We start from the raw sequence: 18,067 nt of genomic DNA, 5'->3' as shown, positions 1-18,067 counted from the left end.
TTCGGCTCGTGTCGGGCGGGTGTCTACCAGGTAGACGCTAATCAGCCTCCGACAGTTGGCCGACAGGTCCCCGCGAGTGATCGGGGAGTCGGCCGGTATGGCCCTCTATGCCCCGGTAGGTGTCAGCGGAGCTGGTCCACGTAGGTGTCGGTGCCCGGGACCGTGGGGACGAACGGCGCCACCAGTTCCACCCTGCCCAGTCCCGACCCGGTGACCGCCGTGTCCAGTCCGGTGAAGTGCGCCTCCCAGCACTCGCGCGGGTCGGACTGGAGGAACCACAGCAGCGTCAGCCGGGTGCCGACCGCCTCGACCTGCTTGACGTACGTCATGCGGTCGCCGGGCAGCGGGGCCGGGCGGAAGACGGTCACCAGCGCGGCCGGAGAGCCGGCCAGCCTCTGCGGCAGGTGGCGGGTGCGCAGCCACTCCACCAGCTCGGCGCGCCGCTCCGGCGACCGGGCGTCGACGACCTGGAGGACCAGGCCCGCGTAGGGGTGGTCGAGGGCGTGGACGTCCCGGGGGCCCGCCGCGCCGTCCCGGTAGACCGTCGCCTCGTGGTGCTGGAACGCGGTGAAGACGTGGGTGCGGTCGTGGTGGACGCGGCCGTCGCGGTTCAGCCGCCGGTTGATGGCGACCGTCCAGCGCATGTGGTCGTCGTAGCGTCCGTCGGTGATCCAGTACGTGGCGAGGTAGCAGCCCGTCGTGACCGGCCGGGCGACGGCCGACTTCTCCGGGTAGCGCAGCAGCCGCAGCTCCCGGGTGGCGACCCAGCGGCGGCCGGCGTACATCCAGGGCATGGCCATCGCGCCGGCGTAGTAGTGGTCGTCCTCGTACCAGCGGTTGTAGGCGTACTCGTGTCCGGGGTGCGGCTCGACCATGGTGATCAGGGCGTGGCCGGGGTGGGTGCCGTAGGGGCCGACGGCGGCCAGTTCGGCGTACAGCTCGCTGCGGGTCTCCTCGCTCACTACCTTCCCCTTCCTGGGTGAGTGACCCATACTCTGACGCTCCGTCAGATAAGGCCAGAGCCGCCGGGGAGGTCTCCCATGTCACCACTCGCGGGCAAGACCGTCGTCGTGTCGGGGGTGGGCGCGGGGCTCGGGCGGCAGGTCGCGGCGGCTGTCGTGCGGGACGGGGGCAGGGCGGTGCTGGGGGCGCGTACGGCGGCGAATCTGGCGGGGACGGCCGCCGAGCTGGACCCGGGCGGTACGCGCACCGCCCACCGGGCGACCGACATCACGGACGAGGCGCAGTGCGAGGCGCTGGCCGCCCTGGCGCGGGAGCGGTTCGGAGGGATCGACGCGGTCGTCTGGAGGACGCGGACTTCGCGGTGTGGCAGCGGGTGATCGACGTGAACCTGCTGGGGACCCTGCGGATGACGCGGGCCTGCCTGCCGGCGCTGAAGGAGCGCGGCGGCTCGGTCGTCTTCGTCGGGACGCAGTCGGCGGTGACGGCTCCGTCGCAGGTGCGGCAGGCGGCGTACGCGGCCTCGAAGGGGGCGCTGACCAGTGCGATGTACTCGCTCGCGCGGGAGCTCGGGCCGTACCGCGGGCCCGCCGGTGCAGGCGTACGTGCGGTTCACGGCGCGGGCGGAGGGGATATCGGAGGCGGAGGTGCTGGAGCGGCTGACGGACCGGACGGCGCTGCCGGAGCTGGCGACGGACGGTGACGTGGCGGACGCGGCGGTGTTCCTGGCCTCGGACCGGGCTCGGGCGATCACCGGCCAGTCGCTGCTGGTCAACGCGGGTGAGCTGATGCGCTGACACCGACGCTTTCCAGCCACACGACGGACTTGCGTCGGGGTTCATATACGTAAACACAAGTCATCAAGCCGAACTTTTTTACGGTCTCTTGACCTTCCTCTCGCTTGCCGTGGGCATGTCGTCGAACCCAGAGTTCACATGCCTGACCCTGGCGGCGAACCCTGGAAGGGGACACATGAACGGTCTCGACTGGGCCGTGCTCATCGGCTACTTCGCCGTGATGGTCGCGATCGGCGTCTGGTCGCACAAGCGGGTGGACAACGTCAGCGACTTCTTCACGGCCGGCGGCAAGATGCCCTGGTGGTTGTCCGGCATCTCGCACCACATGTCGGGCTACAGCGCGGTGATGTTCACGGGGTACGCGGGCATCGCGTACACCTACGGTGTCACGTCCTTCGTGACCTGGTCCTTCCCCATCGCCCTCGGCATCGCCATCGGGTCGAAGCTGTTCGCGCCGCGCATCAACCGGCTGCGCTCCCGTCTCCATGTGGCCTCCCCGCTGGAGTACCTGAAGAACCGTTACGACCTCAAGACCCAGCAGGCGCTGGCGTGGTCCGGCATGCTGCTGAAGATCGTGGACGTGGGCGCCAAGTGGGCCGCGATCGCCACCCTGCTCTCCGTCTTCACCGGGATCTCGCTCAACCAGGGCATCCTCATCACCGGCACCATCACGGCGATCTACTGCACGATCGGCGGCCTGTGGGCCGACGCGCTGACCGAACTCGGGCAGTTCGTCATCCAGTTGCTGGCCGGCATCGCCATGCTCATCGCGGTGTGGGTACGGCTCGACGACCACGGCGGCTTCTTCGGCGTCTGGGACTCGCCCGAACTCCAGGGCCACGAGAAACCGCTGGTCGGCCCGTACGGCACGGTCTTCCTGCTGGCCTTCCTCTTCATCAAGCTCTTCGAGTACAACGGCGGCATGCTCAACCAGGCCCAGCGCTACATGGCCACCCCCAACGCCCGTGAGGCGGAGCGCTCGGCGCGGCTGTCGGCGGCGCTGTGGCTGGTCTGGCCCCTGGTGCTGTTCTTCCCGATGTGGATGTCGCCGCTGCTGGTGGAGTCGCAGAAACCGGACGGTTCCGACTCCTACGCCCTGATGACCGAGCAGCTGCTGCCGCACGGACTGCTGGGCCTGGTCATCGTCGGCTTCTTCTCCCACACGATGGCCATGTGCTCCTCCGACGCCAACGCCATCGCGGCGGTGTTCACCCGGGACTGCGCGCCGGTGATCTGGGCCAGGGCGCGGACGTGGAGCCAGGGCCAGGGCCTGCGCGTGGCGCGGATCGCGACGGTGGTCTTCCTCGGCCTGTCCATGGCCGCGGCGACCCAGGTCAACTCCCCGGCGTTCAAGGACATCATCACGGTCGTCATCAAGTGGGTGGCCGGGCTGATGGGCCCGATGGCGATCCCGATGATGCTGGGCCTGCTGCGTCCGTTCCGCCGCTCCGGCCCGACGGCCGCGCTGGTGAGCTGGTCGATGGGTCTGCTGGCCTTCTGGCTGGTGAACTACCCGATCCACTGGAACATCGACGGCGGCGTGCCGCTCCAGTACCAGGTGTCGATCCCGCTGGCCGTGTCGCTGGTCCTCTACGTCCTGATCGGGTTCGTCAGGCCGGAGGACACCCCGGAGCGGCTGGCGATCATCGAGAAGATCAACACCGACGGGGACGGCGCCGCCGCGGCGGCGGTTCCGACGCCGGCGGGGGGTGTGCAGGACACGGTGCGTACGCCGGTCAAGGACTGACGGTCGCCCTCGGCGGACCGCCGGGAACCGGCTACGCGCCCCTGGGATACCGGGCCAGCCACGCCGGGGACGACCCGGCCGGGCCGTGCAGCGCGGGGCCCTGGGTCATCTCCATGGCGAAGTCGTCGGCCAGTTCCAGCATCGTCGGACGGCCCTCCAGCTCGGCCAGCCAGGCCGGGGGGAGGGCCGTCTCGCCGTGCAGGGCGCCGAGCAGCCCTCCGGTCAGGGCCCCCGCCACGGCCGACGGCCCGTCGTGGTTGACGGCCAGGCGCAGTCCGTGCCGGACGTCCTCCCCCACCAGCGCGCAGTACACGGCGGCGGACACCAGCCCGTCCGCCGTGCCGTCCCCGATCAGCCCCGCCACGCGGTCCGGCGTCGGCATGCCCTGCCGTACGGCGCCCAGCGCGTGCTGGAGCGCGTCGGACACCGGCTGGTGACCGGGCCGGGCGGCCATCAGGGCGAGCGCCCGCTGCACCGCGCCGTCGAGGCTGTCGCCCCGGGCCAGCGCGTGCACGATCACGGCGTACGCGCCCGCCGCGAGATACGCCGTGGGATGCCCGTGGGTCTGCGCCGCGCACTCCACGGCGAGCTGCACGACCAGCTGCGGCTCCCACCCGACGAGCAGCCCGAAGGGCGCGGAACGGGCGGCGGCCTCAGGCCCCGCCTCGCCGGGATTCTTGGGCGCCTCCAGGGTCCCCATCGTCTCGTCCCCGAGCCCCAGCAGCAGCGTCCGGACCGGGTCCCGCCGCGCGTACAGCCACTCCTCCCGCGCCAGCCACCCGTCGTCCTTGCGCCGCTCGTCGGGCCCCCAGTCGCGCTGGGTGGTGGCCCAGCGCAGGTAGGCCCGGTGCAGGTCGGTCGGCGGATGCCAGGCGCCGGTGTCGCGGCGCACCTGGGCGCGTATCAGCCCGTCCACGGAGAACAAGGTCATCTGTGTGAGGTGCGTCACAGACCCGCGTCTGCCGTACGCCGGGACCATGTCGACCAGGCCCTCGACCCCGTACAGCTCGCGGATCCCCTGGAGATCCAGCCCGTCGACGGGCGCGCCGAGGGCGTCCCCGACGGCCACCCCGAGCAACGTCCCGCGCACCCGACTCCGGAAGTCCTGCTGCTCGGTACGTCCCCAGACGGCACCAGCTGTCGCACTCACCTAGTCCTCCCCAGGGGCACCGTCCGTACGTACGACAGCTCAGCACTCTATGCGAAGGGGGGCGGACGACCAGAGGGGCGGGGCGGTATGCGAGGTGTGGGCGGATTGGTTACGAAAGTCACTCGGTGTTCGGGTGGTAGTCCCAGGCGCTGCGGGGCGCAGCTGAGACGGCACAGGTCACACGGCTTGTCCCAGGCGTGGCCAGGCGGCCTGTCGCTCTGGCTGGTCGTTCGTGCGGCAGTCCCGGCAGCGGCCGGGGCGGGGTGAGCGGAAGGCGCGTTCGCAGCCGTCGCAGGTCTGGAGCGGGGCCGGGCGGCTGGGGGTCGGCGCCGGGCCCGGCGAGGCGGGCAGCGGGGGCGGCAGGAGGGTGGTCAGGCGGTGGGCGAGGAAGGCCGCCGGGTGCTTGATCGGGTCCTGGGGCAGGCCGTCGTGAGCGTGCGCCGTACGGCCGTGGCGGGCACGCCTCGGTCCAGCCAGGCCGAGACCGCCGGGGCCAGGCGGCGCACGTCCCGTTCGGTGAGCGGCAGGCGGGAGTCGACGGCACGCAGGCCCGCGAGGAGGTCGGCGGCGGTGCGGTGCGGCGGCAGGGCCGCGGGCGCCGCCGTCGGCCGGGGCGGCTCGGGCGCCGCGGCCGCCGCAGTTCTTTTCCCAGTCCTTCCGTCTTTGGCGTCGGGCCGGACCGGGTCATGGATCAGCGGGTTCCGGCGCGGCATCCGGTGGCGACGGGTGCCCGGTGCTCCGGGTCTTCGGCAGTTGCTCCGTGCGCCTCGGGGCCACTTCCGCCCACACCGTCTTGCCGTGTGCCGGTGCCCGCTCGACGCCCCAACGGTCCGCGCAGGCCGCCACGATCCGCAGGCCACGCCCTGTTTCCGCGTCCTCCGCCACCGGATCCTGAAGACACGGGACCCGGTCGCCCCGGGCGTCGGTCACCTCGATACGGAGGGTGCGATCCGCGTACAGCCTCAGTCCCAGCCGGAAGTCCCTGCCCCGGACCCGCCCGTGCAGCACGGCGTTCGACGCCAGCTCGGCCACCACCTGCGACGCGGCCTCGAACGGCTCGCCCCAGTCGTCCAGTTGGCGCTCGGCGAGCAGACGGGCCAGTCGCGCGCCTCTGCGCGTGGCGGACAGCTGGATGGAGAAGTGACGGGCGAGACCCGTGACTTGGGGGAGCAATTCCTGACTCATGTCACCCAGCGTGGCCACGTGTCCCTACTCTGAACAGGAACGACCCCGGTACGGAGAGTGACTGTCCGGGCGCGGTCCGGGGTCGTACGGCTCGTACGTCGGGAGGGACGAGGTGGAGGACGAGGAGGCCACGGCCGTACTGAAGACGGTCGGACGGCAGATCAAGCTGTGGCGGGAGGCCGCCGGGCTGAAACAGGCGGAGCTGGGCGCGGCGATCGGGTACGGCGAGGAGATGGTCTCGTCGGTGGAGCGCGCGCGCCGGATCCCGAAGCCGGACTTCCTGGCCAGGGCCGATGAAGTGCTCGGGGCGGGCGGCAAGTTGTCCGCGATGCAGCGGGACGTGGAGCAGGCTCGGTATCCGAAGAAGGTTCGAGATCTGGCCAAGCTGGAGGAGGAAGCCGTGGAAATGGGTGCCTACGTGAGTCACCACATCCACGGCTTGTTGCAGACGCCCGAGTACGCGCGGGCAGTGCACGTGCTCCGGCGGCCCGCGTACACCGAGGACGAGATCGACCGTCTCGTCGCCGCCCGTATGGCGCGGAAGGCCGTCTTCGATCGCGTGCCCCGTCCGCTCATCACCTTTGTCCAGGAAGAAGCCACGCTGCGGCGACCGGTCGGGGGCAGAATGGTGCTGCGCCAGCAGCTCGAACACCTCCTGGAAGTCGGCAGGTTGCCACACGTCGAGATCCAGGTCATGCCCACGGACCGTGAGGACCACGCGGGCTTGAGCGGGCCCATCCGCCTGCTGAAGCTCAACGACGGCAAGACGTTCGGGCACTTGGAGGTCCAGTTGCACAGCCGTCTGATCAGCGATCCCCGTGAGGTGCAGATCCTCGAAATGCGCTATGGCATGATCCGGGCCCAGGCCCTCTCGCCGCGCGAGTCGCTCGCCTTCATCGAGAAAGTACTGGGAGAAGAGACATGACCTCCACCCCACTGACGTGGTTCAAGAGCAGCTACAGCAGCGCCGACGGCCCCGACTGCGTAGAGGTGGCCATATCCCCCACGACCCCCGCCACCGCCGTCCACGTCCGCGACTCCAAGGACAGGGACGGAGCGCGGCTGTCGTTCACCGGCAACTCCTGGGGAAAATTCGTGGAGTTCACGGCGGGACGCTGAGGAGCCGGCCTGGCTCAACACCTACCGGGCACCGCGCCCGGTCGGGAAAATGATCGGCATGACCACGACCACCCCCCGCACTCTTCACCTCGCAGCCACCCTTCTCACGGCCTCCGTCGCCCTCTACATGGCCCTGGTCGCGTTCGGGAACATCACGGACTTCGGGACCAACCAGCAGTTCGTCAGACATGTGCTGGCCATGGACACGACCTTCAAGGACGAGGACCTGATGTGGCGGGCGATCACCAGCAAGGGGATCCAGGACGCCGCCTACGTCGCGATCATCGTCTGGGAGACCCTCGCCGCGCTCGTGCTCAGTTACGGGACCTGGCTGTGGGCGCGGCGCGACCAGGCCCGCGCCCGCCGGTTCTCCACGTACGGCCTGCTGATGGTCATGCTGCTGTTCGGCGCCGGGTTCATCGCGATCGGCGGTGAGTGGTTCTCCATGTGGCAGTCGGAGAACTGGAACGGGCTGGACGCCGCGACCCGTGTCTTCGTGTTCAGCGGGATCGTGCTGATCGTCAACCACCTGTCCCGGGAGGGAGACAGGGGCGAGCGGCGCTAGTTGACGACGACGACCGTCGTCCCCACCGATCCGAACGTCCACAGCGCCGTCCCGTCGGCCTTGCGCATCCGGACCCCACCGGTCTGCGTGCCCGAGGCCGGCGGGGGCGAGGAGCCGTCGACCGCGTTGGAGAAGGCGATCGAGACGCCGGACTTCGCCGTGAAGTACACGATGTGCTCGATCCGGACGCCGTCCGAGCCGGTGGTGGCCTCGTTGCGCGAGGACACCGTGTACGTGCCGGGGTCGGGGCTGACCGTCCCCGGCCACACCGCGAACGTGCGGCGCGTGGCGTCGCTCGCGTCGACCAGCCACACCCGCTTCTGCCCGAGCGAGTAGACGATGCGCCGTCCCGTGCCGGAGCCGTCCGGCACCACCGCCGGGGCGGTCTCCTTGGGCGTCGGCCGCGCGCTCGCCGACGCCGAACTCTCCGGCCGGGCGGCTGTCGGGGAGGGGTGCGGGCCCTGGTCCGCCTGTACGGCCAGGACTGCCACCGCCGCGACCGCGCCCACGGTCAGTCCGGTCACCCAGGCCCACGAGGGAATTCGGGCAGGCACGGGCACGCCTCTCCTCAGTCTCCGGCCCCCGTACCGAGCGACACGGGGGTCGGATCATCGTACCGACCCGGGTTCACCGGCTTGTCTCAGTCCAGTACCGGCAGCAGCTCCGGCAGATGGCCGTCCGAGGCCAGGGCCGCCCGCTGCCGATCCTCCGGGACCTCCCCGTAGAGGGTGGTGCGCGGCTTCGCCGGGCGGCCGGCGGCCTCGGCGACGGCCACCAGGTCGCGCACCGACTTGTACGAGCCGTACGACGAGCCCGCCATGCGGGAGATGGTCTCCTCCATGAGGGTGCCGCCGAGGTCGTTGGCGCCGGAGCGCAGCATCTCGGCCGCGCCCTCCGTGCCGAGCTTCACCCAGCTCGTCTGGATGTTGGGGATCCAGGGGTGCAGGAGGAGCCGCGCCATCGCCGTGACCGCGCGGTTGTCGCGCATCGTGGGACCGGGGCGGGCGATGCCGGCCAGGTAGACCGGCGCGTTCGTGTGCACGAACGGCAGGGTCACGAACTCCGTGAAGCCGCCGGTGCGCCGCTGGATGGCGGCCAGTGTCCTCAGGTGTCCCAGCCAGTGCCTGGGCTGGTCGACGTGTCCGTACATCATCGTCGACGACGAGCGGATGCCCAGCTCGTGCGCGGTCGTGACGACCTCGGTCCAGGTCGCCGTGGGCAGTTTGCCCTTGGTCAGGATCCAGCGGACCTCGTCGTCGAGGATCTCGGCGGCCGTGCCGGGGATCGTGTCGAGTCCGGCCTCCTTCGCCGCCGTCAGCCATTCCCGGATCGACATCCCGGTGCGGGTCGCGCCGTTGACGACCTCCATGGGCGAGAAGGCGTGCACGTGCATGCCGGGGACGCGCTCCTTCACCGCCCTGGCGATGTCGAAGTACGCCGTGCCCGGCAGGTCGGGGTGGATGCCGCCCTGCATGCAGACCTCCACCGCGCCCACGTCCCAGGCCTGCTGGGCGCGGTCGGCGACCTGCTCCAGCGACAGGGTGTAGGCGTCGGCGTCCGTGCGGCGCTGGGCGAAGGCGCAGAAGCGGCAGCCGGTGTAGCAGACGTTGGTGAAGTTGATGTTGCGGGTGACGATGTAGGTCACGTCGTCGCCGACGGCCGACCTGCGGACGTCGTCGGCCACGGAGCACAGGGCGTCCAGCGCGGCCCCGTCCGCGTGCAGGAGGGCCAGCGCCTCCTCGTCGGTCAGTTGCGTCGGGTCGTCGGCCGCCGTCCGCAGCGCCTGGCGCACGTCCGTGTCGATGCGTTCGGGCGCCATGCCGGGGGCGGCCGCCTCGCGCAGGGCCTCCCAGTCGCCGTACACCACGTCGAAGTCGTCCCGGCGGTCGGAGGTACGGCCCTCGGTGTCGATGGACGCGTGCAGGTCCGTGCGGCCCGAGGGGACGAACACCTCCTCCGGCTCCTGCCAGGGGCGGCCCTCGACGACGGCGTCCTCGCGGGCCAGGCCGGTGTCCGGGTCGGCCAGCGCGCTCACGTGCGGGCGCAGCCGCGGGTCCAGCCAGGGCTCGCCGCGCCGGACGAACTCCGGGTAGACGCAGAGACGTTCCCGCAGCGCGAAGCCCGCCGCCGCCGACCGCTCGGCCAGTTCCTCGATCTGCGGCCAGGGGCGCTCCGGGTTGACGTGGTCGATCGTGAGCGGGGAGACACCGCCCCAGTCGTCGATGCCGGCGTGGATCAGGCGTTCGTACTCGGAGTCGACCAGGTTGGGAGGTGCCTGGAGGCAGGCGGCCGGGCCCAGGACGTGCCGGGCCACCGCGACCGTGGCGACCAGTTCGTCGAGTTCGGCGTCCGGCATGCCCCGCATCGCCGTGTCCGGTTTGGCCCGGAAGTTCTGGATGATGAGTTCCTGGATGCCGTGGTAGGCGCGGGAGATCTTCCGGAGCGCGAACAGCGACTCGGCGCGCTCCTCGTACGTCTCCCCGATTCCTATGAGGATTCCCGAGGTGAAGGGCACCGAGGAGCGGCCGGCGTCCTCCAGGACGCGCAGGCGTACGGCGGGCTCCTTGTCGGGGGAGCCGTGGTGGGGGCCGCCCGGCTCGGACCAGAGCCGGGTCGCCGTCGTCTCCAGCATCATGCCCATCGAGGGGGCGACGGGCTTCAGGCGCTGGAAGTCGGTCCAGGTCATGACGCCCGGGTTCAGGTGCGGCAGCAGGCCCGTCTCCTCCAGGATGCGGACGGAGACGGCCCGTACGTAGGCGATGGTGTCGTCGTAGCCGTGCGCGTCGAGCCACTCGCGCGCCTCGGGCCAGCGGTCCTCGGGCTTGTCGCCGAGGGTGATGAGGGCTTCCTTGCAGCCGAGCGCGGCGCCCTTGCGGGCGATGTCCAGGACCTCGTCCGGGGACATGAACATCCCGTGACCGGCGCGGCGCAGCTTGCCCGGGACGGTGACGAAGGTGCAGTAGTGGCACTTGTCCCGGCACAGCCGGGTCAGGGGGACGAAGACGCTCTTCGAGTACGTGATGACGCCGGGCCGGCCCGCCGCCTCCAGGCCCGCGTCGCGCACCCGGGCGGCCGAGGCGGCCAGGTCTTCCAGGTGCTCGCCGCGGGCCTGGAGCAGGACGGCCGCCTCGGTGACGTCGAGGGAGACGCCGTCCCGGGCGCGTTTGAGGGCGCGACGCATGGAGTTCTCGGTGGGGCCGGTTCCGGAGGTCGCGGAAGTCGTCATCCTTCGAGCATACGGTCGGGCCGATCAGCGCCCGGGCGTCAGCCCAGGAAGGCCCCGTAGCCGTCCAGGGCCCGCAGCACCTCGGCCTCCCCGGCGGGCGGCAGTTGGACGACGACCTCCTCGATGCCGAGGTCGGCGTAGTGGGCGAGCTTGCCCGGACTCGGGTGGACGGCGTACGGGACGACCTGGAGCCCCTGGGGGTCGCGGCCCGCGTCGGCCCAGGCGGCGCGCAGCCGCGGCAGGGTCTCGGACAGTCCCCGTCCGCCGATGGGCAGCCAGCCGTCGGCGTACTCGCAGATGTGCGCGAACAGTTTCGGCCCGGCCGTCCCGCCGATCAGCGTGCGGGGGCCGATGACCGGACCGCGTGGCTTCTGTACGGGTTTGGGGTGGGCGAAGCTGGCCCGGACGCTGCCGAACTCGCCCTCGTACGCGGTGGGTTCGTCCGACCACAGGGCACGCATGAGGCCCATCCGGTCGCGGACCAGTTCGCGCCGGGTGCGCCACTGCACGCCGTGGTCGGCCGCCTCCTCGACGTTCCAGCCGAAGCCGAGGCCGAGGGTGAAGCGCCCACCGGACAGGTGGTCCAGGGTCGCGATCTGCTTGGCGAGGTCGATCGGGTCGTGCTGGGCGACCAGCGTGATGCCGGTGCCCAGGCCGAGCCGCTCGGTGACGGCCGCGGCCTGGCCCAGCGCGACGAAGGGGTCGAGGGTGCGGCCGTACTCGGGCGGCAGCTCGCCGCCCGCCGGGTAGGGGCTGGTCCGCTCGACGGGGATGTGCGTGTGCTCGGGCAGGTACAGCCCGGCGAAACCACGCTGCTCCAGCTCACGGGCGAGCCGGGTCGGGGTGATCGTCTCGTCGGTGAGGAAGACCGTGACGGCGATGCGCATGCCCTCTCTCTACCCCGCCGCATCCCGTCTGTCCATACCGACTGGTCGGCACCACTTCCCTCCTCGTGCCCGAAAGCCGCCGATTCCCTTGCCGTGCACGGCAGTTCACTGCTCAATACGAAGGTTGCACGCACCACCCCTGCACCACCCATGCCCTGTCCGACCGCGACACCTTGGGAGCAGCAGCATGTGCGAGGACAACCACGGCGCCCACGGCGACACCGGCTCGGTCGGCAGACGCGCCCTGTTCGTGACGGGAGCCGCCGCCGCCCTTACGTTGGGAAGCGTGAGCTTCGCAGCGGCGGCCGGCCGGGACCAGGAGACACGGACCGTGCGCGGCACCCTGCCGCCCGGATCCCCCGACTTCGTGTACGTACCGGTCGAAGTCCCCTCCGGAGTACGGGAGATCAAGGTCGCCTACACCTACGACCGGCCCGCCGTCCCCGCCGGGACGACGGGCAACGCCCTCGACATCGGCGTCTTCGACGAACGTGGCACCGACCTGGGCGGTCGGGGCTTCCGCGGCTGGTCGGGCGGGGCCCGCACCGAGTTCTTCGTCCGCGCCGACGACGCCACGCCCGGCTACCTGCCCGGCCCGGTGCGCGAGGGCACCTGGCACATCGCGCTCGGACCGTACACGGTGGCCCCGCAGGGCCTGTCGTACGAGCTCACGATCACGCTGACGTACGGGGAGCCCGGCGAGGCCGCCGAGCCGGTGTACCCGCCGGAGCGGGCCGAGGGGCGGGGCCGCGCCTGGTACCGGGGCGACTGCCATCTGCACTCCTGGTACTCCGACGGCCGCCGCACCCCCGCGGAGATCGGGGCGCTGGCGCGGGCGGCGGGCCTGGACTTCATCAACTCCTCCGAGCACAACACGCACTCGGCGCACGCCCACTGGGCGGACGTGGCGGGCGACGACCTGCTCGTCCTGCTCGGGGAGGAGGTCACGACCCGCAACGGTCACGTGGTGGCGCTCGGCACCGACCCGGGCACGTTCATCGACTGGCGCTACCGGGCCCGCGACAACCGCTTCGGCCGTTTCGCCCGGCAGATCCGCCGCGCGGGCGGCCTGGTGGTCCCCGCGCATCCGCACGCCACCTGCGTCGGCTGCAACTGGAAGTTCGGCTTCGGCGAAGCGGACGCGGTGGAGGTGTGGAACGGGTCCTACTCACCCGAGGACGAGGTGGCGCTGGCCGACTGGGACAGCATGCTGGTCGCCTCGGTGCGCTCGCAGTCCCGGTCCTGGATCCCGGCGATGGGCAACAGCGACGCCCACCGCGATCCGGACGCCGTGGGGCATCCCCAGACGGTGGTCCTGGCCGACGCCCTGACCCGGGAGGCGATCCAGGAGGGCATCCGCGCGGGCCGTTCCTACGTCGCCGAGTCCCGGAACGTGTCGCTGTCCTTCACCGCGAGCGGCGGACGGGGTGAGCACGCGGGCATCGGCCAGCGGTTGCCCGTGGACCGGGACACCCCGGTCACCGTCCGGCTGGAGGTCACCGGCGCCCCGCGCTGCACCGTCCGCTTCGTCACCGACCAGGGCGTGCTGCACACCAGCGCCCCGCTGCCGGTGTCCGGCTCGGGCGTCGTCGAGTGGCGCACGACGCCCTCGTACGCGGCGTACGTACGGGCCGAGGTGCGGCACGAGACCGCGGTGGGACCACTGCCGGGGGCGTTGGCGGCGTTCACCAACCCGGTCTTCCTCGGGCGCGGCTGACACACGCGGACGGCGTCCCGGGCGGTGAGCGCCCGCGGCTCCGGCAGCGGCCGCTCGCGGCCCGGGCGTCCCGCCGCCTCCCTCGTCACACGGGCCGGCCGGCGTCCGGGTCAGGCCGTTCCGCCAGGTCGGCCACCACCGCCGCGTGGTCCGACGGCCACACGCCCTCCACCGGCCCGTCGCCCGCGCGCCGTACGCCCTGGACGTGCCCGAGCCCGCCGGGGCCGGGCGGCCCGACGTGGACGTAGTCGATCCGCACACTCGGCTCGTGGCAGGGCGCCACATACGGGTTGGCCGCGTCCCAGGTGGCGGAGGGAGCCGCCGGGTCGGCGTACTCCCAGGCGTCGAAGAGGACCTGGCGGGGCACGGCCGGCGCGGTCCTGTAGCCGCCGAGGAGACGGATCTCGTCGGAGTCCGGCCAGGCGTTGAAGTCGCCGGTGACGACGGACGGGAACGGGGTGTCGCCGCGGTGCCGGGCGACGAACTCGGCGAGCGCGGCGACCTGGCGGCAGCGGACCGCCGAGGCGTGCAGGGGCGAGGTCAGGTGGGTGGTGAAGAAGGCGATCTCGTAGGAGGGATGGGCGAGGCGGGCGTACAGGGCGAGCCGGCCGTCGTCCACGTCCGCCGGGGCGGGCAGCGGCAGCACGTCCCGGTCCACGACGGGCCATCTGCTGAGCACGGCGTTGCCGATGTCGACCTCGGCGCCGCCGATCCTGCGCCGCCAACGCTCGGGAGCGTGGGAGGCCGCCCAGGTCCAGTGCAGGCCCAGCTCACCGGCCAGCCACTCCGCGAGGTTCTCGCCGTCGGCGGCCCACACCTCCTGCAATCCGACCACATCGGGGCGCAGCTCCCGCAGCGCCGTCAGGATCGCCTTCTGCCGCGCCTCCCAGGGACCGAACCGCCACCACAGGTTCCACGTCACCACCCGCATCCGCAGCCACCCGCTCTCCTCGCGCCGCGTCGAGGACCATTGAAGCAAGGACTGTTGGAGAAACAGTGAGAGCCCGGTGCGAAGGAGTGTCCCGACGATGTCCCGCCCCGCCGACCTGAGGTTCCGCGCCACCACCGCCTTCCAGCGGCGGATCAACCCGCTGATGCGCCGCCTCCCGCTGCAGACGGTGCTGGAGACCACCGGCCGCGTCTCCGGGCTGCCCCGCCGGACGCCGGTGGGCGGCCGGCGCGTCGGCGGCTCCTTCTGGCTGGTGTCGGAGTTCGGCAACCGCTCGCAGTACGTCCGCAACATCCGGGCCGATCCCCGGGTACGGGTGCGGATCCGGGGCCGCTGGCACACCGGCACCGCCCACCTGCTGCCCGACGACGACCCCGTGGCCCGGCTGCGCTCCCTGCCCCGCCTCAACAGCGCCGGGGTCAGGGCGTTCGGGACGAACCTGCTGACGGTACGGGTGGACCTGGACGACTGAACGCCGCGCTCAGCCCTGCCACACGATCGACTGCACCTCGCTGTAGGCGTGCAGCGCGTAGGAGCCGACGTCCCGGCCGACGCCGCTCTTCTTGAAGCCGCCGAAGGGGGCCTCCATGTTGCGGGCCACGGTGTTCACGCCCACCCCGCCCGCCCGCAGCCGCCGCGCCACCCGGAAGGCGCGGGCGACGTCGCCGGACCAGACGTAGTCGATCAGGCCGTAGTCGCTGTCGTTGGCCAGCCGGACGCCTTCGTCCTCCTCGTCGAAGGGGATCACGACGACCACCGGGCCGAAGATCTCCTCGCGGGCCACGCGCATGTCGTTGGAGCAGTCGGCGAGGAGCGTCGGGGCGACGTAGAAACCGCGGTCGTGCGGCGGGCGTGCGCCGCCCGTGACGACCACCGCCCCCTCCGTGCGGCCCGTCTCCACGTACGACTCCACCCGCTCCCGGTGCCGCGCCGAGATCACCGGACCGACCGCCGTGTCCGGCTGCCGCGGATCACCGACCTTCAACCGGCGTGCGTAGCCGGCCAGTCGCTCCACCAGACGCTCGTACACGCCCCGCTGGGCCAGCACCCGCGTCGGGGCCGTGCAGATCTGCCCGCTGTAGAAGGAGAACGTCGTCCCGATCCCGGCCACCGCCGAGGCGAGGTCCGCGTCGTCGAACACGAGCGCCGCGCCCTTGCCGCCCAGCTCCATCAGCTGGCGCTTCATGCCGCGTCCGCACACCTCGGCGATGCGCTGCCCGACCGCCGTGGAGCCGGTGAAGCTCACCATGTCGACGTCGTCCGAGGCGACGGCCGCCTCGCCGACCTCGGTACGCGCGCCGCTGACCACGTTCACCACGCCGGGCGGCACGCCCGCCGCCTCCAGCGCGCGAGCCATCCGGTAGACCGACAGCGGGTCCTGCGGGGCCGGTTTCACCACCACCGTGTTGCCCATCGCCAGGGCCGGGGCGATCTTCCCCGCCGGGTTGGCCCAGGGGTTGTTGTAGGAGGTGACGCAGGTGACGACGCCCACGGGCTGCCGTACCGCCAGCGCACCCGTGACCCCCGCCCTGCCCATCGGGCCGGCTTCGGTGATCTGCGGCGGGACCGGCCACTCGGCGCTCTCCACGCGCGCGTAGCGCCGGAAACGGGCGGCGGCGACGCCCACCTGCATGCGCCTGGCCGTCGGTGTGGTCGCCCCGGTCTCCGCCCGGGCCACCTCGGCGTGCGCCGTGAGGTCCCGCGCGATCAGGTCCGCCGCCCGGGCCAGGACCGCCGTCCGCTCCTGCGGCGCGGTGCGCGACCACGGCCCGAAGGCCTCGCGGGCCGCGGCACAGGCCGCGAGCACCTGATCCCGCGAGGCCTCCGGCGCCCACCCGACGGTCAGTTCGGTCGCCGGGTCGACCACCTCGTAGTGGCCGCCGTCCGGCTCCACCCACGCGCCGCCCACGAACAGCGGCTGCCGGGCCGGCCCCGACGGACTCACCGGGTGCTCACCGTCCGCGTGTCCCGCCCGGAGCGCAGCACCTTGCCCGGCACCGCGCCCGTCACCACGTCGTCCCGGATCGCCTCGACCCCGTTGACCCACACGGCCCGCACGCCGAGGGCCTTCGCGTCCAGCCGCGGGCTGCCGCCCGGCAGGTCGTGCACCAGGGTGGCCTGGCCCGCGCCGATCCGCTCCGGGTCGAACAGGACCAGGTCGGCGTGCCAGCCCTCCCGGATGCGGCCCCGCCCCCGCAGCCCGAACAGCCGCGCCGGGTCGTCCGTCAGCATCCTCACGGCCTGCTCCAACCCGACCAGCCGCCGTCCGCGCAGGCAGTCCCCGAGGAACCGGGTGGTGTACGGGGCTCCGCACATGCGGTCCAGGTGCGCTCCGGCGTCCGAGCCGCCGAGCAGCACGTCCTCGTGCCGCCAGGTCTCGGCCCGCAACGCCCACGACGCCGGGTCGTTGTCCGTCGGCATGGGCCACAGCACCGTCCGCAGCTCGTCGTGGGCGCAGATCTCCACCAGGCACGTGAAGGGGTCCTGGCCGCGCTCCTCGGCGACGTCCTGCACGACCCGCCCGGTCAGGCCCCGGTTGGCCTCGCTGTAGGTGTCGCCGATGACGTACCGCCCGAAGTTCGTCAGCCGCCGGAAGACGCCCGCCTCCTTCGAACCGGCGCGCCGCAGCAGCTCGGCCCGGACCGCCGGGTCGCGGAGCCTGCCGATCCGTTCCGGGACGGGCAGGCCGAGGATCTCGCCCCAGCCCGGGATGAGGTTCAGCGCGCAGAACGTGCCCAGGGACATGTTCATCGGAGTGAGGATCGGCATGGTCAGCGCCACGATGCGGCCGCCCGCCTTCCTCGCCCGCTCGCTCGCCTCCAGCTGTCGCGGCACCCGCTCCGGGACGGCCGCGTCGATGGTGAGGACGTTCCAGTTCAGGGGCCGTCCCGCCGCCGCGCTCATCTCCACCAGCAGATCGATCTCGGCATCGCTGAACTGGTCCAGGCAGCCCGCGACGATCGCCTCGATCTGCGTGCCCTCGTGCTCGCCGACCGCGCGCGCGAGCGCCAGCAACTCCTGCGGGCGCGCGTGCCGGGAGGCCACGGGCTGCCCGTCCCCGTCGGTGTGACTGCTCGACTGGGTGGTGGACAGCCCCCAGGCACCGGCCTCCATGGCCTCGTGCGACAGCCGCACCATGGCGGCGAGTTGTCCGTCCGACGGCTGTCCTCCGACCGCCTCCGCCCCCATCACGTGCCGCCGCAGCGCGCAGTGCCCGACCATGAACCCGGCGTTCACGGCGACCCGCCCCTCCAGGGCGTCGAGATACTCGCCGAAGGTGTGCCAGCTCCACGGCGCCCCGCGCTCCAGGGCGACCAGGGACATCCCCTCGACCTTGGACATCATGCGGCGGGTGTAGTCGGCGTCCTCGGGCCGGTCGGGGTGCAGCGGGGCCAGGGTGAACCCGCAGTTCCCGGCCGCGACCGTGGTCACCCCGTGGTTGAGGGAGGGTGTGGCGTACGGGTCCCAGAACAGCTGGGCGTCGTAGTGCGTGTGCGGGTCGACGAAGCCGGGGGCGAGGACGAGTCCGGTGGCGTCCTCGGTGGTGCGGGCCTCCTCGGTGACCTGAGGACCGACGGCGGCGATGCGGCCGTCCCGGACACCGACGTCGGCGGTGCAGGCGGGCGCCCCCGTCCCGTCCACGACGGTCGCGCCCCTGATGACGTGATCGAGCATGGAGCTCCTCCTCGACTCCGAGTGCGGACACGCCCGGCGCGGGCCGCGTCGGTGTGCGGCGCCGCCGCGTGGGCGCGAGCGGCCACCCAC

At 72.3% G+C, this 18,067-nt stretch carries 16 protein-coding genes and 1 pseudogene; 7 read left to right on the top strand and 10 right to left on the bottom strand.

The window, feature by feature from the left end; all coding sequences use genetic code 11:
- Window positions 1-122: 122 nt before the first annotated feature.
- Window positions 123-992, bottom strand: coding sequence for a hypothetical protein (locus ACFPZJ_RS21780; protein ID WP_381024145.1), 870 nt, complete (start codon window positions 990-992; stop codon window positions 123-125).
- Between the two features lie 48 nt (window positions 993-1,040).
- On the opposite strand from ACFPZJ_RS21780, the pseudogene ACFPZJ_RS21775 reads away from it, so the two are divergent.
- Together ACFPZJ_RS21775 and ACFPZJ_RS21770 are read left to right on the top strand one after the other, a co-directional pair.
- Window positions 1,041-1,757: pseudogene (locus ACFPZJ_RS21775) on the top strand (SDR family oxidoreductase).
- Between the two features lie 175 nt (window positions 1,758-1,932).
- On the top strand, window positions 1,933-3,504 hold the full coding sequence (locus ACFPZJ_RS21770; protein WP_381024142.1) for a sodium:solute symporter family protein: 1,572 nt from the start codon (window positions 1,933-1,935) through the stop codon (window positions 3,502-3,504).
- Window positions 3,505-3,535: 31 nt separating this feature from the next.
- Here the strand turns inward: ACFPZJ_RS21770 and ACFPZJ_RS21765 are convergent, their stop codons facing one another.
- From ACFPZJ_RS21765 to ACFPZJ_RS21755, 3 genes are all read right to left on the bottom strand, one after another.
- Entirely contained in the window at window positions 3,536-4,654 is a 1,119-nt protein-coding gene (locus ACFPZJ_RS21765; protein WP_381024139.1) for an ADP-ribosylglycohydrolase family protein, read from the bottom strand.
- A gap of 371 nt (window positions 4,655-5,025) precedes the next feature.
- On the bottom strand, window positions 5,026-5,367 hold the full coding sequence (locus ACFPZJ_RS21760; protein ID WP_381024136.1) for a hypothetical protein: 342 nt from the start codon (window positions 5,365-5,367) through the stop codon (window positions 5,026-5,028).
- Complete coding sequence (locus ACFPZJ_RS21755; protein ID WP_381024134.1) at window positions 5,339-5,839, bottom strand: ATP-binding protein; 501 nt, start codon at window positions 5,837-5,839, stop codon at window positions 5,339-5,341. Before ACFPZJ_RS21755 ends, ACFPZJ_RS21760 begins: the two co-directional genes overlap by 29 nt.
- Window positions 5,840-5,951: 112 nt before the next feature.
- On the opposite strand from ACFPZJ_RS21755, the gene ACFPZJ_RS21750 reads away from it, so the two are divergent.
- From ACFPZJ_RS21750 to ACFPZJ_RS21740, 3 genes are read left to right on the top strand one after another with little or no spacing between them, the layout of a single operon-like run.
- Window positions 5,952-6,764 carry a helix-turn-helix domain-containing protein gene (locus ACFPZJ_RS21750; protein WP_381024131.1) on the top strand — a complete coding sequence of 271 codons (813 nt, stop codon included), beginning with the start codon at window positions 5,952-5,954 and terminating at the stop codon, window positions 6,762-6,764.
- Window positions 6,761-6,958: a DUF397 domain-containing protein gene (locus ACFPZJ_RS21745; RefSeq protein WP_381024129.1), complete on the top strand. Its 198-nt coding sequence runs from the start codon at window positions 6,761-6,763 to the stop codon at window positions 6,956-6,958. The genes ACFPZJ_RS21750 and ACFPZJ_RS21745 overlap by 4 nt, the downstream gene beginning before the upstream one ends.
- Before the next feature lie 58 nt (window positions 6,959-7,016).
- Window positions 7,017-7,523, top strand: a complete 507-nt coding sequence (locus ACFPZJ_RS21740; RefSeq protein WP_381024127.1) for a DUF2165 domain-containing protein — start codon at window positions 7,017-7,019, stop codon at window positions 7,521-7,523.
- On the opposite strand, the gene ACFPZJ_RS21735 is transcribed toward ACFPZJ_RS21740, so the two are convergent.
- From ACFPZJ_RS21735 to ACFPZJ_RS21725, 3 genes are all read right to left on the bottom strand, one after another.
- Window positions 7,520-8,083 (bottom strand): hypothetical protein, encoded by a 564-nt coding sequence (locus ACFPZJ_RS21735; RefSeq protein WP_381024125.1) that lies wholly within the window; start codon window positions 8,081-8,083, stop codon window positions 7,520-7,522. The two genes, ACFPZJ_RS21740 and ACFPZJ_RS21735, sit on opposite strands and share 4 nt — an antisense overlap.
- An 80-nt stretch (window positions 8,084-8,163) precedes the next feature.
- Window positions 8,164-10,749, bottom strand: coding sequence for a bifunctional FO biosynthesis protein CofGH (locus tag ACFPZJ_RS21730; protein WP_381024123.1), 2,586 nt, complete (start codon window positions 10,747-10,749; stop codon window positions 8,164-8,166).
- A gap of 38 nt (window positions 10,750-10,787) precedes the next feature.
- Window positions 10,788-11,636, bottom strand: coding sequence for an LLM class F420-dependent oxidoreductase (locus ACFPZJ_RS21725; protein WP_381024120.1), 849 nt, complete (start codon window positions 11,634-11,636; stop codon window positions 10,788-10,790).
- A 187-nt stretch (window positions 11,637-11,823) separates the two neighbouring features.
- Between ACFPZJ_RS21725 and ACFPZJ_RS21720 the strand changes: the two genes are divergently transcribed.
- Entirely contained in the window at window positions 11,824-13,353 is a 1,530-nt protein-coding gene (locus ACFPZJ_RS21720) for a CehA/McbA family metallohydrolase (RefSeq protein WP_381024117.1), read from the top strand.
- Between the two features lie 85 nt (window positions 13,354-13,438).
- Here ACFPZJ_RS21720 and ACFPZJ_RS21715 read toward each other — a convergent pair whose 3' ends face one another.
- A complete protein-coding gene (locus tag ACFPZJ_RS21715) occupies window positions 13,439-14,284 on the bottom strand; it encodes an endonuclease/exonuclease/phosphatase family protein (protein ID WP_381024653.1) in 846 nt (281 codons plus the stop codon).
- 97 nt (window positions 14,285-14,381) lie between these two features.
- On the opposite strand from ACFPZJ_RS21715, the gene ACFPZJ_RS21710 reads away from it, so the two are divergent.
- A complete protein-coding gene (locus ACFPZJ_RS21710; RefSeq protein ID WP_381024114.1) occupies window positions 14,382-14,774 on the top strand; it encodes a nitroreductase/quinone reductase family protein in 393 nt (130 codons plus the stop codon).
- Between the two features lie 9 nt (window positions 14,775-14,783).
- On the opposite strand, the gene ACFPZJ_RS21705 is transcribed toward ACFPZJ_RS21710, so the two are convergent.
- Both ACFPZJ_RS21705 and ACFPZJ_RS21700 read right to left on the bottom strand, forming a co-directional pair.
- Window positions 14,784-16,247, bottom strand: coding sequence for an aldehyde dehydrogenase family protein (locus tag ACFPZJ_RS21705; protein WP_381024112.1), 1,464 nt, complete (start codon window positions 16,245-16,247; stop codon window positions 14,784-14,786).
- Window positions 16,244-18,067, bottom strand: a complete 1,824-nt coding sequence (locus ACFPZJ_RS21700) for an N-acyl-D-amino-acid deacylase family protein (protein ID WP_381024110.1) — start codon at window positions 18,065-18,067, stop codon at window positions 16,244-16,246. Before ACFPZJ_RS21700 ends, ACFPZJ_RS21705 begins: the two co-directional genes overlap by 4 nt.

Origin of the sequence: Streptomyces bullii, assembly GCF_042657145.1 — a bacterium.
Lineage (GTDB): Bacteria > Actinomycetota > Actinomycetes > Streptomycetales > Streptomycetaceae > Streptomyces > Streptomyces bullii.
This window is presented reverse-complemented; position numbering and strand designations above follow the sequence as displayed.